Here is a 13,594-nt window from a genome sequence, read left to right as displayed (position 1 = left end):
ATATAAATTTGTATAATCTAATGTAAGGTGGTCTGAGGTAGTAGTCAATCTAGAATATATTCAAAATAGTATTGAAATATTTACAAAAATAATTGTTGGTTTTAACTAAACAATAATTACTGTCATATTATGACAATTTCCCAGCTTTTTTCTGAAAGTGACATATACTTTTCTTAGGAGAAAGCTAGATGTACCAACGGATAAGAGATTTGAGGGAAGATCACGATCTCACTCAAAAGTTTGTTGCAAATTTACTTTCCTTTTCTCATACAAATTATGCAAAAATTGAGAGAGGAGAGGTTGCCTTAACGGCAGATGTTCTTGTGCAGCTATCTAAACTCTATAACGTTAGTACAGATTACCTATTAGGGTTAACAGATTGTCCAGATAGGATAAAACATAAAATAAAATAGTCTCTCCTTGATTTGTTCATTGACAATTGAATAAACCGAGGTGGGACTTTCTTATTTGTCGAGCAATTTAGTGAGATACGCCGTGATAGGAGCGATAATTATTAGCTATAAAATAGAGTGGTTCTCTATCTGCCATGACCACAAATAAGGACAATGATACTTCTGAACGTTCAGGCTGCCAACGTAAAAGGACAGCGGGTGAGATGCCCATGAGTGATTTAACCAATCATACCTACTGAGGAAATAATTTTTTTGACAGGAGTGGAGGTATGAAAACAGTAACATATAAAAACTTGATGAATATTGGTTTTCCTGAACATACGGCAAGAAACATCATTAGAGAAGCAAAAAGAATAGCAGTAAAAAAGTTTGAAGAAGCTCGCAAAGTTGACCATAATGCGGTACAATTAAGTAAATCGCCCTTTGACAATAGAAGACTTGGTATTGCTCCTAAAGATATAGTAGAAGAGTTAATCGGAATTTCACTCTCTGAAGACAATTTAGAAAGTGAGAATTGAAGATGGCTATAAAAAATCAAAAAAAGTATAAAGGTGTTTATTGTGATAAGAATGGCAAGATATTTTATCAGGCTGATCTTGGTGTTGATCCAGTAACAGGGAAACGAGTTCAAAAGAAAGCTAGAAAGAATCAGTATGGTAAGCCATTTACTACAATGAAAGAAGCGTATGATGAACTGGTTCGAATTAGGTATGAGTTTAATAATAACCTTAGTATTGAAAATTATAATATAACATTTGAAAGTTATATGAATACCATTTATCTAAGAGCTTATAAGCAAAAGGTACAAGCTGTAACTTATAAAACTGCTTTGCCACATCATAAGTTATTTATTCAGTATTTTGGCTCTAAACCTTTAAAAGGCATAACAGCTAGAGATTGTGAATCTTTTAGATTGCACATCATTGAGCATTATTCTGAAAATTATGCAAAGAATTTATGGTCACGATTTAAGGCTTGTATGGGATATGCTGAGAGATTAGGATATATTTCATCTATGCCATGCAAGTCGTTAGATAACCCTAGAGGCAAGCACCCTGATACTCCATTTTGGACTTATATTGAGTTTCAGAACTTTATTAAATCATTTGATTTACAAGATTACGAAGAGTTACAAAGATTCACAACTATTTGGTTATATTATATGACAGGTGTTCGTGTAAGTGAAGGTTTATCGTTATGGTGGGAAGATGTCGATTTTGAACATAAATTCTTGAAAGTTCATACAACCTTAGAGAAGAATGAAAATGGAAATTGGTATCGTAAAGACCAAACCAAAACACCTGCTGGAGAACGCCTCATTGAACTGGATGATGTGACAATATCAGTATTGGAAAATTGGCGAAAAAATCAAGTTGCCAATCAAGATACAGATTTCATTATTTCACGATTTGGTGAACCGTTTTGTAAATCAACGATCTGTCGAATTATTAAGAGAAAAGCTAAAGAAGTTGGAGTACCAGTGATAACAGGAAAAGGATTGCGGCACAGTCATGCTTCCTATCTCATAAATGTTTTGCAGAAGGACATTTTATATGTGGCCAGACGAATGGGACATGCTGATAAGTCTACAACTTTGAATACCTACAGTCACTGGTTTAATGCATTAGATAAAACAGTATCAGAAGAAATAACCCAAAATGTAATTAGTGCAGGACTAGATTCCATTTTATGCCAAAATCCCTGCCAAACTCATAATTAAGGCTAGAAAGCCTATTATACCGCCCACAGAGTAACGTATGTTATTGTTACTCTTAAATAGAGTTTCCAATCAAAATAAAAACCTATCACTTAATGTGGTAGGTTTTTTCGTTCTATTGTTGCAAACGTTTTCGTTGTGGGGTATAATATAAAAAATGATGTCTAAAGATTAGGAGAAAGACATGAAAAGTTACAAAAACTATATCTTCGATTTTTATGGTACATTGGTTGATATTCATACAGATGAGAATAAACTAGAGGTCTGGAATCAGCTAACACAAATTTACAATGCTTTTGGTTGTTCCTATCGACCGCGCCAGTTGAAAAATGCCTATCATCGTTTTGTAGAAGAGGCAGAGAGCTATCTCGCGGAAACAGTGAGTTATCAGTATGTCGAAATTGATTTAGAAACAATCTTCATTCGTCTATTAACGGATGCACCAAATGAAAACCAAAGTACCAATAAGCCGACTGATTTAGAGACTTTTGGACAAGTAGTAGCCACGATTTTCCGCGTGCTTTCACGTGAAAAGTTAGAGGCTTATGAAAATACCCTAACTAGTCTACAGACATTAAAAGATAGAGAAGCGCGATTATTTATTCTCTCCAATGCTCAACGAATTTTTACTCAGGCAGAAATTGAACAGACAGGTTGTGCGGATTTGATGGAAAAAATTTATATCTCTTCTGACTTTAAGATGAAGAAGCCTGAACCAGCATTTCTTCAACTGGTTTTAGAGGAAAATAATCTTGATGTTGAGGAAACGGTTATGGTTGGTAATGATTTGACATCCGATATAGCTATTGCTCATGAATTGGGAATGGATTCCATTTTGCTGAATACTTTCCCGTATAGTCAGGAAGAAATCGACTCTTATAGGAGACTTGGTTGGAATTTTGAGGTTGTTGGAGATATAGCGGAGCTATTGTAAATAAGCGATAGAACAGTAAAGAATATACATAAAATATATTATGTAAAAAGGTGAAACTACTTTCATTTCAATGAAGGTAGTTTTGTCTTTTCTAGCCATTTTCTGGTATACTAGATAGGTATAAAATTTAGAAAGGTTCTGTTTTGGGGTATTCCCAAACAGTAGTCAGATATTCTGGCTAGAGGTATTAGTTTCATGTCTCAAACCCACATTAACGTTATCGGAGCCGGCTTGGCTGGCTCAGAAGCTGCTTATCAGATTGCCAAACGTGGCATTCCTGTCAAACTCTACGAGATGCGTGGTGTCAAGCCGACTCCTCAGCACAAGACGGACAAGTTTGCGGAATTGGTTTGTTCTAACTCATTCCGTGGCGACAGTTTGACCAACGCTGTCGGCCTTCTCAAGGAAGAAATGCGTCGTTTGGATTCCATTATCATGCGAGCTGGTGAGGCTCACCGTGTGCCTGCTGGTGGTGCTATGGCCATGGATCGTGAGAATTTCTCTCAAGCGGTTACTGATGAGATTCACAGCCACCCACTGATTGAGGTCATCCGTGGTGAGATTACCGAAATTCCTGAAGATGCTATTACAGTCATCGCGACGGGACCTTTGACGTCTGACGCCTTGGCGGAGAAGATTCACGCGCTTAATGGTGGTGACGGTTTTTATTTCTACGATGCAGCAGCACCGATTGTCGACAGCTCGACCATTAACATGGACTTGGTTTATCTTAAGTCCCGTTACGATAAGGGAGAGGCTGCCTATCTCAATGCACCCATGAACAAGGAGCAGTTCACCGCTTTTTATGAAGCCTTGATTTCAGCCGAGGAAGCACCGCTCAATTCCTTTGAAAAAGAAAAATACTTTGAAGGCTGTATGCCTATTGAAGTCATGGCCAAACGTGGTATCAAAACCATGCTCTATGGCCCAATGAAGCCAGTTGGTCTGGAATATCCAGAAGATTACAAGGGACCACGTGATGGCGAATACAAGACACCTTACGCAGTTGTCCAGCTCCGTCAGGATAACGCAGCAGGTAGCCTTTACAATATTGTTGGCTTCCAGACTCACCTTAAGTGGGGCGAGCAGAAGCGGGTCTTCCAGATGATTCCAGGACTCGAAAATGCTGAGTTTGTCCGCTACGGCGTTATGCACCGCAATTCCTACATGGATTCGCCAAACTTATTGGAACAGACCTTTGCCACCAAGAAAAATCCCAATCTTTTCTTTGCAGGTCAAATGACAGGAGTAGAAGGCTATGTCGAGTCTGCCGCCTCTGGCTTAGTGGCTGGTATCAACGCTGTTCGCCGCTTCCGTGGCGAAGAGCCGGTCATCTTCCCGCAAACAACAGCCATCGGAGCTCTGCCATTCTACATCACCCACACCGAAAGCAAGCACTTCCAGCCTATGAATGTCAACTTTGGCATCATCAAGGAGCTGGACGGACCGCGTATCCGCGACAAGAAGGAGCGTTACGAGGCAATTGCAGAGCGTTCCCTCAAGGACTTGGAAGAGTTTTTGGCTTACTAAGATATTTAGACTATCATCAGACACCTCCGGGTGTCTTTTGTGTTATACTGGGATTAGAAAAGCGGAGGAGAAATACGATGCACCACGATACTTGGAAGGGAATTATTCTGCAGAAACAAGGTCTGTTGAAACCCCAGTCTGTTCAGCAAATCTGCCAAAACCTCAATGGTTTGCAGGCTCAGTTTCAACCCTATGTTCATGTCGGATTTCGTAACCGTATGACAGCGGAGGATTTTCATGAGGGTAGCTGGCAGGAGGAACTGACTCGTCAGTGGTCCATTCGGCGAACGGTTCATGCCTATCTCAAGTCGGAAATTCCTCTCTATATCCACGAGGGGCGGCTGGCCAGCACCGATTACCTCAAGACAGAAGGACGGGATGGTTTTAGTCCTCAGACCAAGCAGAAATATCACCAGCTGATTTTAGAAGCCCTTGAACAAGGTCCTATGACCCGTGAGGATTTCAAGGTACTTTGCCGAGGGGAAAAGATGACACAGGAAGAGGAGAAACTGGTCTTTAATGCCTGGGGCGGTCTCTTTCGCTACATGGTCGAGCGTGGGGAAGTCTACCAAGAGTACGGTGCCAAGCGTTTTCATCGTCTGACAGACTTTCAGCCACTTTCTCGGGAAAAAGCAGAGCTGGAAATCGCTCGACGGTATTTTACAGGTTTTGGGCCAGTCAGTTTAGCGGATGCTCGTTATTATTTCAAGGAAAATAAATCTACGGTCCTAAAATGGATGAAGCAATTAGATTTAAAAACCGTTGAGGTAGCAGGAGAAGAACGCTTTTATCTGGGAGAATTAGAAGAAGCAGAACTCCCTGACTGCCTCTTCGTTGCAGGATTTGACCAACTGTTGCTAGGCTATGAAAAGAAAGCTAATCCCTTTTTTAATCCTAAATACATCCGTAATATCTATACTTTGACGGGTATTGTCAAACCTGTTGTATTTTATAAAGGGCGATTTGTGGCAACCTGGAAACGAGATAAAGGTACTATTTTGCTAGATATTTTTGAAGACATCACACAACAAGAAGAAAAAGAATTGGAGCATTACCGCCAAATGTATGAGAAAATTCTGTGACATTAACTAACTATGTTCGGAAAATCCGAAAATTGCAAATAAATAACTAAATTTTCTGAATATTCCAGAAAAACTATGATATAATACTTAAAATACGTAAGGAAGAGATAGATATGAATAAGTCTTACTTTTATTTGGACATGAGAACTCATGAATTAGATGTACCATTTACAGGAAGAAAACGTCGAGTCCGTGTTTTATTGCCGAAAGGATATGCTGAAAATACAGAAGAGACCTATCCCGTTGTTTATTTCCACGATGGGCAAAATGTACTCTACAGTAAGGAAGCTTTTTCAGGTCATTCATGGAAAGTCATCCCAACTATTAAGCGTAATCCAGACATTGCAAAGATGATCGTAGTGGCTATTGATAATGATGGTGCTGATCGCATGCATGAATACGCTGCTTGGAAGTTTAGTGAGATGGGGATTCCTGGGGTGCAGTTCGGTGGTAAGGGAACCTTGTATGCTGAATTTGTGATGGATGTCGTCAAACCCTTTATCGATAAAGAATACCGCACTAAGTCTGACAAGGCCCATACAGCTATGATTGGCTCATCCTTGGGAGGCAATATCACCCAGTTTATGGGATTGGCTTATCAGAACCAGATTGGCTGTCTGGGTGTCTTTTCATCGGCCAATTGGCTTCATCAAGATGCTTTCGACCGTTATATTGAACGTCAACAATTAGACTCAGAGCAACGAGTCTACATCTACGTTGGGACAGAAGAAGCAGATGATACAGATAAAACATTGATGGCAGGAAATATCAAGCAGGCCTATATCAATTCTTCATTGACTTACTATCGTCAATTGATCGCTGGCGGAGTGGATTTGGACAATATCGCCTTGGAAGTCGTTTCAGGTGCGGTCCATAATGAAGAGGCTTGGGCGCTCTATTTGCCAGCTTGCCTACGATTCCTAAGCGAACATTGGTCATAAAACAAAAATATACAAATAGGAGGCTTTACTATGCACGTTGAATTTTTAAGTCATTGGTCAGGTCATCTCGGTCGTGAAATGAATGTTAACCGTTATGGTCACGCGGGTATTCCTGTGGTTGTTTTCGCTTCATCAGGCGGTTCGTACAATGAATATGCAGATTTTGGTATGATTGAAGCCTGCCGTGGCTCGATTGAGGCTGGTAATGTCCAATTTTTCACTCTAACCAGTCATGATAAAGAAAGCTGGTTGGCGGAATGGAAATCCATCCATGACAAGGCAGAGGCTCACCGTGCCTATGAGCGTTATGTGATTGAGGAAGCTATTCCATTTATCAAACACAAAACTGGTTGGTTTGATGGTATGATGACAACTGGTTGCTCTATGGGAGCTTATCACGCGCTCAACTTCTTCCTCCAGCATCCAGATGTCTTCACGAAAGTTATCGCCCTTTCAGGTGTCTATGATGCTCGTTTCTTCAACAACAATCAAGATTATGGCAATGATGATGCGGTCTATCAAAACTCACCATCTGATTACATCTGGAACCAGAATGATGGTTGGTTCATCGACAAATACCGTCAAGCAGATATTATCGTCTGCACAGGTTTGGGCGATTGGGAACAAGACGGCTTAGACTCATTTTATAATCTTAAACGCGCATTTGAAGAGAAAAATATCCCAGCTTGGTTTGATACTTGGGGGACAGATGTGGCCCACGACTGGGTGTGGTGGAGAAAGCAAATGCCATTCTTCCTTCATTCTATCGGACTTTAAGTTAGAAAGGACTACCTATGAATTATCTCGTTATTTCACCTTTTTATCCAGAAAATTTTCAACCGTTCACCATTGAATTGGCTAAAAAAGAAGGCGTTACGGTTCTAGGTATCGGGCAAGAACCTTACGATCAATTGCCTGAAGAACTTCGTAATGCCTTAACAGAATACTTCCGTGTTGAGAATCTTGAAAACTTAGATGAAGTCAAGCGTGCAGCAGCCTTCTTAATCTACAAACATGGACCAATTGACCGTGTAGAATCACACAATGAACATTGGCTCGAAAACGATGCAGCCCTTCGTGAACAATTTAATATCTTTGGTGCCAAACCAAAACACCTAAAAAAGACTAAATTTAAGTCAGAGATGAAAAAATTCTTCTCAAAAGCAGGGGTTCCAGTCGTTCCTGGTGTGGTTGTTAAATCGGAACGTGATTTTGGCAGAGCTTTGAAGAATGTTGGTTTTCCAATGATTGCTAAACCTGACAATGGTGTTGGAGCATCAGGTACCTTCAAAATCGAAAATAAAGAAGATTTTGATCGGTTTGTGGAGACATGGGATGGAGCAACTATTTATTTCCTCGAAAAATTTGTCAACTCAAGCATTATCACAACCTATGATGGTTTGTTGGACCACGAAGGCAATGTTGTCTTTGAAACAGGCTTGACTTATGTTCATACTCCGCTGGAACTGATGTTGTCTAGAAAAGACAATGCCTACTTCATTGAGAAGGAGCTGGATCCTCAATTAGTAAAATATGGTCGCGCGATTATCAAGGCCTTTGGTATGAGAGAGCGTTTTTTCCATATTGAATTTTTCAAGGATGGGGACGACTACATCGCCATTGAATACAACAACCGCATGGCGGGTGGTTTTACAGTTGAAGCCTATAACTACGCCCATTCCATTGATCTTTTCCGTGATTATGCCAATGTCGCAACAGGTGGTACAGTTGAGGAACGTAGATTTGAACCACAATACTGCTTGGTAGCAACCCGCCGTGATACGACCGAATATGTTCACTCAGCAGATGACATTCATCAGAAATTCGCTGGTAAGATTAAAACTGTCAAACGCATGCCAGATGCCTTTGCGGAACTTCAGGGAAATGATGCCTATCTACTTGTAACGGAAAGCAAGAAAGAGTTAGACGATATGATTGCCTACATTGGTCTAACAAAATAAAACTAACTGTAAGACGCCAGAAATGGTGTCTTTTTTTCTTTCCTTACAAAGCTGTAAGTTTTTTAATCAGAACTGTAAGAGAGCACAGGAGGAATATTTTCTATAATAGACTCATAAGAAATAGAAAGAAGGAAATCAGATGTCATTCAAATTTTTACAAGCAAAACAAATTTTTGGTAAATCACAAGAAAGCAAACGACTAGAAGAACAAGACAAACAAGCTGAATTTCTATTCGAGCTAGAACACGAACTGTTCCAACGCAACTGGATGTACTAGGAGGTTTGACTGGTGAAATCATATAACGCTTATCAACTGAAACTCGCTATGGCAGGCTTGATGGTTTTGGATCATCTGAAAATCATACCTGATTTTATCCCTGATCAACTCGCTTTAGTGTTTCATTTAGCAACACGGTGCGTCGCGGTTTTCTTTGCTTACATGTTAGTGGAGGGGTTTCTTCATACGAGAAATGTCAAAGCCTATCTGTTACGACTGTATGGTGCAGCAGGATTCATGACTCTTGGAAATACTTTGCTAAACAGTCTCTACCAGTCTAAAGGGATTTACATTAGCAATAATATCTTTTTGACCTTAGCAGTCGGCCTAACTCTGCTGGTTTGTCTTCAAAATTTTAGTGAGCACACGAGAGCGAAGCGAATCATCCAGGTCCTGCTAGCAGGATTATTGACAATCATAGGTGCCTTGTTCACAGAAGGGGGCACGGTGGTCTTGCCATTCATCCTCATCACCTATTTGGGTCGTGAGTCTGCTACTAAGCGAACCATTGCCTATGGTTTTCTGGCTCTAGTTTTATTAGCCATGTCCTACCAGCCCTACGAAAGGCTTGAGATGACCATTCAGATGATGCTCTACAATGCAGACTGGCTATTTATTTTAGTCCTTCCAATTCTCAGTCTTTATAATGGACAAGCAGGGCCTCGCACAGCATTTTCACGCTATTTCTTTTACATTTTTTATCCGCTTCATTTGTGGCTACTGGCAACGATTGGTTTTTTCATCTAAACTTACAATTCTGTAAGTTTTCAAGATAAAGTTGTAAGAGAATAGGTTGACTAAATCATCTATAATAAACTCATAAAAAAACAGAAAGAAGGAAATTATATGTCATTCAAATTTTTACAAGCAAAGAGAATAAAAGAAAAGGTATTCTCAGAAAAAGAGAAAGCTGAACTCTTGGAACAAGCCGTATTCTTAGAAGAGCTCGCCCATGATTTGCAAACGATGCGATTTATGGCATACTAGAGGGAGGAAACTATGAAAAAGAAAGTATTTGGCATGCTGGCTTTGGGCAGTATAATGCTAACCGCTTGTTCTTCCTCTTCAGCAGGCCTTAGTTTTGATGAGGGCTATCAAACTTTCCATTACAAGGGAAAAGACTATGCCGTTAGCAAACAGGAAGTTGCCAAAGATAGTATTCGAGGAACAGAAGTTAAGTTTATGGAATGGCCTGTTGTCAAAGAAGAGGGTTTAGTGAAAAAAACAGTGTCCTTGAATAATCTCTTTATAACTACTGGCAAGGAATGGGCCATCGGTGTCCAGGATGGTTATTATAAGGTGGATTTAGAAGATAATATTGCTGAATCAGACCGAATCGACTATCAAGCATTACTTGATACAGTTGATTTATCCAAAGAAAACAATTAGGAGTTTGTATGTTATTAGAAATCAATCATTTAGAAAAAGTTTACCGTACGCGCTTTTCAAAAGAGGAAACTCGTGCCTTGCAAGATGTGGATTTTAAGGTAGAGGAGGGCGAGTTTATCGCCATCATGGGGGAAAGTGGTTCTGGTAAGACGACTTTGCTCAATATTCTAGCAACCCTGGATAAGCCGACGAGGGGCTCTGTTCTTTTGAACAATCAAGATATTACCAAAATCAAGGAGAGCGAGCTGGCCGATTTCCGTTTGCGTAACCTGGGCTTTGTCTTCCAAGATTTTAATCTCTTGGACACTCTGTCTATCCAAGACAATATCTTTTTACCTCTGGTATTGGCACGTACCAGCCATGAGGAAATGGAAAAACGTTTGAAAGTCTTGGCGCCAAAACTACGTATTCAAGATTTGCTGAAAAAACGTCCCTTTGAACTTTCTGGTGGACAGAAGCAGCGCGTGGCCATTGCCCGTAGTTTGATTACCCAGCCACAGATTGTCCTAGCGGATGAGCCGACGGCTGCCCTAGATTACCGCAATTCGGAAGACTTGCTGAATTTGTTTGAAGACATTAACCTAGACGGACAAACCATTCTCATGGTGACCCACTCAGCCAACGCAGCCAGCCATGCCAAACGTGTTCTCTTTATCAAGGATGGTCGGATTTTCCACCAATTGTACAAGGCAGGTAAGAGCAATCAAGACTTTGCCAAGGAGATTTCGCTCAACATGTCTGCACTTTTAGGGGGTGAGTAGATGTTTTACCTCAAACTTGCTGGGCAAAATATCCGAAAATCCATGGGTGTTTTTGCTCCCTTTGTTTTAGCCAGTCTTGTGCTATTTACTCTGATTTGTTCCATGTTCTTGCTCATGCTGAGTCCAGTTATGAAGACCATGGGCTCTGGTGCCGTTTCTATCGGTCTTGGTGTTGTTGTTCTGACCATTTTCTCGGTCATTATGGAGATTTATAGCTTTAATTTCCTGATGAAACAACGGGCGAGGGAATTTGGTCTCTATAACATGCTAGGGATGAACAAGAAAAAAGTAGCCTTGATAGCCAGCCTCGAATTGATGATGATTTTCTTGCTAGTTTTGGTTCTTGGTTCTGTCTTAGCAGGTGTGTTTGCAAATGTTCTCTACTTGATTTTTGTCAATATAACGCATTATAGTGATTTGCATTTTGGAATAGACCCTCTGGCCTTTGTCATGACCGCCTTTCTCTTTGCTGGTATCTTCTTTCTCTTGGAATTGCTAGCTATTCGGACGATTGGCAAGACCAGTCCGCTGATTTTGTTTAGCGCTAGTGAAAAAGGGGAGAAGGAGCCGCGTGGGAATTTCCTCTTGGCAGCACTCGGTGTACTTAGCCTAGGGGTTGGTTACTACCTATCACTTTCTTCTCAATCTGCAGGAGTTGGCGTCATCTATCGTTTCTTCATCGCTGTGCTCTTTGTCATCGCGGGGACCTACTTGTTCTACATCAGCTTTATGACTTGGTATTTGAAGGCTCGTCGGAAAAACAAAGGCTATTTTTACACGCCAGAGCATTTCATTACCACTTCACAGATGATTTTCCGGATGAAACAGCACGCAACGGGTTTGGCCAATATTACGCTACTTGCGGTCATGGCCTTTGTGACCATTGCGACTACAACGTCCCTTTATACAGGCATGGCTAATATGACCAGTGGACTTTATCCAAAGGAAACATCCATTACCTATAAAGTTTCGGATAGAAGTCAAGGTGAATCTGCCTATCAGCAATCGGTGCTCAGCCATTTTCCAGAAAAAGCCGATGACAGTCTTTCCTACCTGACCTATCAAGCTGGCTTGGTCTATGATGGTGGCGAAGAGATTGTCATTAGCCCGGAAACCATTTCCAATCCAGATTTTAGCAAAATGGCCTTTACCTACTTCATCACCCAAGATGATTTCAGGAAATTGGGGAATGACCTGCCAGAGCTTGCTGCCAATCAAGTGGTCTTTATGCGTCCGAGTGAAAAGCCATCGCTGAAGAAGCTTGTTTTGGGCGATCAAACCTTTGAGAATGTAGCCAATATTGACCAGGCTATTTTCCCAGACAACTACAATACGCTAATTGCCGCCGTTATGGTAGTCAGTGATGACACTGTATTGAATACTGTTCGTGAGTATTATGAGTCCAATAATCCGCAAGGGTATACAGTCAGTCTGGACTACCGTGTCTTTACCGACTTGACTGATGAAGAGGTTGCTTCGATTGGTGAGCAAGCTGGGGACTCTTATAATATCAACGATGCAAACGGAGAATTCCTAGGATATGCTATGCAAAAATCAGATTTCAACAATTTACAGATGGGCTTTACAGGCGGTTTCCTCTTTACAGGCTTCTTGTTGGGCATTAGTTTCCTACTTGGTGCAGCCTTGATTATCTACTACAAACAGTACTCGGAAGGACATGAGGATAAGAAATCCTACAAGATCCTACAAGAAGTGGGCATGAGTACAGCAGCGGTCAAAAAGACCATCAACTCTCAAACACTTTTGGTCTTCTTTATGCCTTTGGTCATGGCAACTGTGCATTTTGTAGTATCCTTGGTCATGCTGAAGCAAATGCTACTGACCTTTGGGGTTACCTCATCACTAATGATTTATACAGTCAGTGGCATCACCCTACTGGCAGTCACTCTGATTTACTTTGTAATTTACAAGTGGACCAGCCGAACCTATTATCGCATTATTGAACGGTAGAAGAAGTCTCGCTTATGCGGGATTTCTTGCTTTTTCAGGGAAGTGGTGTTACAATGGTAATACCAAATGAATACTAGAAAAGGTGAGAAAATGGCAGCTATTACATTGAAAGTTTCTGAGCAGGACAAGCTTTTTATGCAGGCTATGGCAAAGTTTGAAGGTGTCAGTTTGTCAGAACTCATTCGGACTAAAACCCTTGAAGCCCTTGAAGACGAATACGATGCGCGTGTGGCAGACACCGCTCTGGCTGAATACGAGGCTGACTTGGCGAATGGAATTGAGCCGATAACATTAGAACAAATGGCTGAGGAGTTGGGCATTGAGTTATAAGGTTATTTTGTCTGCTAAGGCCCAAAAGCAAATTCGAAAGATGGATAAAACCGCTGCAAGTTTGATTTTGCGCTATCTCTACAAGCATATTGACGGTTGCGACAACCCTAGACAATACGGAAAAGCCTTGACTGCTAATCGTTCTGGCCAATGGCGCTATCGTATCGGCAACTACAGGGTTATCGTCAGCATTGAGGATGATAAATTGATCGTAACAGCCCTAGAAGTCGGGCATCGAAAAGAAGTATATAAATAAAAAGCCAAGACCTGTGTCCTGGCTTTTGCAGA

17 protein-coding genes are annotated in these 13,594 nt (G+C 40.9%); all 17 read left to right on the top strand.

Annotated elements, in window-relative coordinates:
• Nucleotides 1–188 precede the first annotated feature (188 nt).
• Nucleotides 189–413 carry a helix-turn-helix domain-containing protein gene (locus ODU50_RS01055; RefSeq protein WP_003108992.1) on the top strand — a complete coding sequence of 75 codons (225 nt, stop codon included), beginning with the start codon at nucleotides 189–191 and terminating at the stop codon, nucleotides 411–413.
• 269 nt (nucleotides 414–682) lie between these two features.
• Complete coding sequence (locus tag ODU50_RS01050; protein ID WP_000860228.1) at nucleotides 683–931, top strand: DUF3173 family protein; 249 nt, start codon at nucleotides 683–685, stop codon at nucleotides 929–931.
• 2 nt (nucleotides 932–933) lie between these two features.
• Entirely contained in the window at nucleotides 934–2,133 is a 1,200-nt protein-coding gene (locus tag ODU50_RS01045; RefSeq protein WP_029174754.1) for a site-specific integrase, read from the top strand.
• A gap of 181 nt (nucleotides 2,134–2,314) precedes the next feature.
• Entirely contained in the window at nucleotides 2,315–3,064 is a 750-nt protein-coding gene (locus ODU50_RS01040; RefSeq protein ID WP_105153045.1) for an HAD family hydrolase, read from the top strand.
• A gap of 195 nt (nucleotides 3,065–3,259) precedes the next feature.
• Nucleotides 3,260–4,594, top strand: a complete 1,335-nt coding sequence (gene trmFO / locus ODU50_RS01035; protein WP_063725260.1) for a methylenetetrahydrofolate--tRNA-(uracil(54)-C(5))-methyltransferase (FADH(2)-oxidizing) TrmFO — start codon at nucleotides 3,260–3,262, stop codon at nucleotides 4,592–4,594.
• Between the two features lie 77 nt (nucleotides 4,595–4,671).
• Complete coding sequence (locus ODU50_RS01030) at nucleotides 4,672–5,676, top strand: DNA glycosylase AlkZ-like family protein (protein WP_105153044.1); 1,005 nt, start codon at nucleotides 4,672–4,674, stop codon at nucleotides 5,674–5,676.
• Between the two features lie 113 nt (nucleotides 5,677–5,789).
• A complete protein-coding gene (locus ODU50_RS01025; RefSeq protein WP_024394022.1) occupies nucleotides 5,790–6,617 on the top strand; it encodes an alpha/beta hydrolase in 828 nt (275 codons plus the stop codon).
• 30 nt (nucleotides 6,618–6,647) lie between these two features.
• A complete protein-coding gene (locus ODU50_RS01020) occupies nucleotides 6,648–7,394 on the top strand; it encodes an esterase family protein (RefSeq protein ID WP_105153043.1) in 747 nt (248 codons plus the stop codon).
• A gap of 17 nt (nucleotides 7,395–7,411) precedes the next feature.
• A complete protein-coding gene (locus ODU50_RS01015; RefSeq protein WP_105153042.1) occupies nucleotides 7,412–8,578 on the top strand; it encodes an acetyl-CoA carboxylase biotin carboxylase subunit family protein in 1,167 nt (388 codons plus the stop codon).
• Between the two features lie 139 nt (nucleotides 8,579–8,717).
• On the top strand, nucleotides 8,718–8,855 hold the full coding sequence (locus ODU50_RS01010) for a hypothetical protein (RefSeq protein ID WP_002935027.1): 138 nt from the start codon (nucleotides 8,718–8,720) through the stop codon (nucleotides 8,853–8,855).
• A 12-nt stretch (nucleotides 8,856–8,867) separates the two neighbouring features.
• Nucleotides 8,868–9,602, top strand: coding sequence for a TraX family protein (locus tag ODU50_RS01005; RefSeq protein ID WP_024385719.1), 735 nt, complete (start codon nucleotides 8,868–8,870; stop codon nucleotides 9,600–9,602).
• A 99-nt stretch (nucleotides 9,603–9,701) separates the two neighbouring features.
• Complete coding sequence (locus ODU50_RS01000; protein WP_398581278.1) at nucleotides 9,702–9,842, top strand: hypothetical protein; 141 nt, start codon at nucleotides 9,702–9,704, stop codon at nucleotides 9,840–9,842.
• A gap of 12 nt (nucleotides 9,843–9,854) precedes the next feature.
• Entirely contained in the window at nucleotides 9,855–10,244 is a 390-nt protein-coding gene (locus ODU50_RS00995; RefSeq protein ID WP_105159862.1) for a NisI/SpaI family lantibiotic immunity lipoprotein, read from the top strand.
• Nucleotides 10,245–10,252: 8 nt separating this feature from the next.
• Nucleotides 10,253–11,005, top strand: coding sequence for an ABC transporter ATP-binding protein (locus tag ODU50_RS00990; RefSeq protein WP_024411328.1), 753 nt, complete (start codon nucleotides 10,253–10,255; stop codon nucleotides 11,003–11,005).
• Complete coding sequence (locus ODU50_RS00985; RefSeq protein ID WP_105159861.1) at nucleotides 11,006–12,976, top strand: ABC transporter permease; 1,971 nt, start codon at nucleotides 11,006–11,008, stop codon at nucleotides 12,974–12,976. It abuts the gene before it with no gap.
• A gap of 90 nt (nucleotides 12,977–13,066) precedes the next feature.
• Nucleotides 13,067–13,306, top strand: a complete 240-nt coding sequence (gene relB / locus ODU50_RS00980; RefSeq protein WP_105159860.1) for a type II toxin-antitoxin system RelB family antitoxin — start codon at nucleotides 13,067–13,069, stop codon at nucleotides 13,304–13,306.
• Nucleotides 13,296–13,562 (top strand): type II toxin-antitoxin system RelE/ParE family toxin, encoded by a 267-nt coding sequence (locus tag ODU50_RS00975; RefSeq protein ID WP_044670408.1) that lies wholly within the window; start codon nucleotides 13,296–13,298, stop codon nucleotides 13,560–13,562. The genes relB and ODU50_RS00975 overlap by 11 nt, the downstream gene beginning before the upstream one ends.
• The last annotated feature ends 32 nt before the right edge of the window (nucleotides 13,563–13,594 follow it).

The organism is Streptococcus sp. 2020WUSS084 (assembly GCF_044427445.1).
Classification (GTDB): Bacteria; Bacillota; Bacilli; order Lactobacillales; family Streptococcaceae; genus Streptococcus; species Streptococcus suis.
The sequence above is the reverse complement of the archived record's forward strand: the minus strand, read 5'-3'. Positions and strand labels throughout refer to the sequence as shown.

What these genes read in the sequence shown, in the direction of transcription:
- ODU50_RS01055 (WP_003108992.1), top strand. Translation starts at nt 189, where the DNA reads ATGTACCAACGGATAAGAGATTTGAGGGAAGATCACGATCTCACTCAA.
- ODU50_RS01050 (WP_000860228.1), top strand. Translation starts at nt 683, where the DNA reads ATGAAAACAGTAACATATAAAAACTTGATGAATATTGGTTTTCCTGAA.
- ODU50_RS01045 (WP_029174754.1), top strand. Translation starts at nt 934, where the DNA reads ATGGCTATAAAAAATCAAAAAAAGTATAAAGGTGTTTATTGTGATAAG.
- ODU50_RS01040 (WP_105153045.1), top strand. Translation starts at nt 2,315, where the DNA reads ATGAAAAGTTACAAAAACTATATCTTCGATTTTTATGGTACATTGGTT.
- trmFO (WP_063725260.1), top strand. Translation starts at nt 3,260, where the DNA reads ATGTCTCAAACCCACATTAACGTTATCGGAGCCGGCTTGGCTGGCTCA.
- ODU50_RS01030 (WP_105153044.1), top strand. Translation starts at nt 4,672, where the DNA reads ATGCACCACGATACTTGGAAGGGAATTATTCTGCAGAAACAAGGTCTG.
- ODU50_RS01025 (WP_024394022.1), top strand. Translation starts at nt 5,790, where the DNA reads ATGAATAAGTCTTACTTTTATTTGGACATGAGAACTCATGAATTAGAT.
- ODU50_RS01020 (WP_105153043.1), top strand. Translation starts at nt 6,648, where the DNA reads ATGCACGTTGAATTTTTAAGTCATTGGTCAGGTCATCTCGGTCGTGAA.
- ODU50_RS01015 (WP_105153042.1), top strand. Translation starts at nt 7,412, where the DNA reads ATGAATTATCTCGTTATTTCACCTTTTTATCCAGAAAATTTTCAACCG.
- ODU50_RS01010 (WP_002935027.1), top strand. Translation starts at nt 8,718, where the DNA reads ATGTCATTCAAATTTTTACAAGCAAAACAAATTTTTGGTAAATCACAA.
- ODU50_RS01000 (WP_398581278.1), top strand. Translation starts at nt 9,702, where the DNA reads ATGTCATTCAAATTTTTACAAGCAAAGAGAATAAAAGAAAAGGTATTC.
- ODU50_RS00995 (WP_105159862.1), top strand. Translation starts at nt 9,855, where the DNA reads ATGAAAAAGAAAGTATTTGGCATGCTGGCTTTGGGCAGTATAATGCTA.
- ODU50_RS00990 (WP_024411328.1), top strand. Translation starts at nt 10,253, where the DNA reads ATGTTATTAGAAATCAATCATTTAGAAAAAGTTTACCGTACGCGCTTT.
- ODU50_RS00985 (WP_105159861.1), top strand. Translation starts at nt 11,006, where the DNA reads ATGTTTTACCTCAAACTTGCTGGGCAAAATATCCGAAAATCCATGGGT.
- relB (WP_105159860.1), top strand. Translation starts at nt 13,067, where the DNA reads ATGGCAGCTATTACATTGAAAGTTTCTGAGCAGGACAAGCTTTTTATG.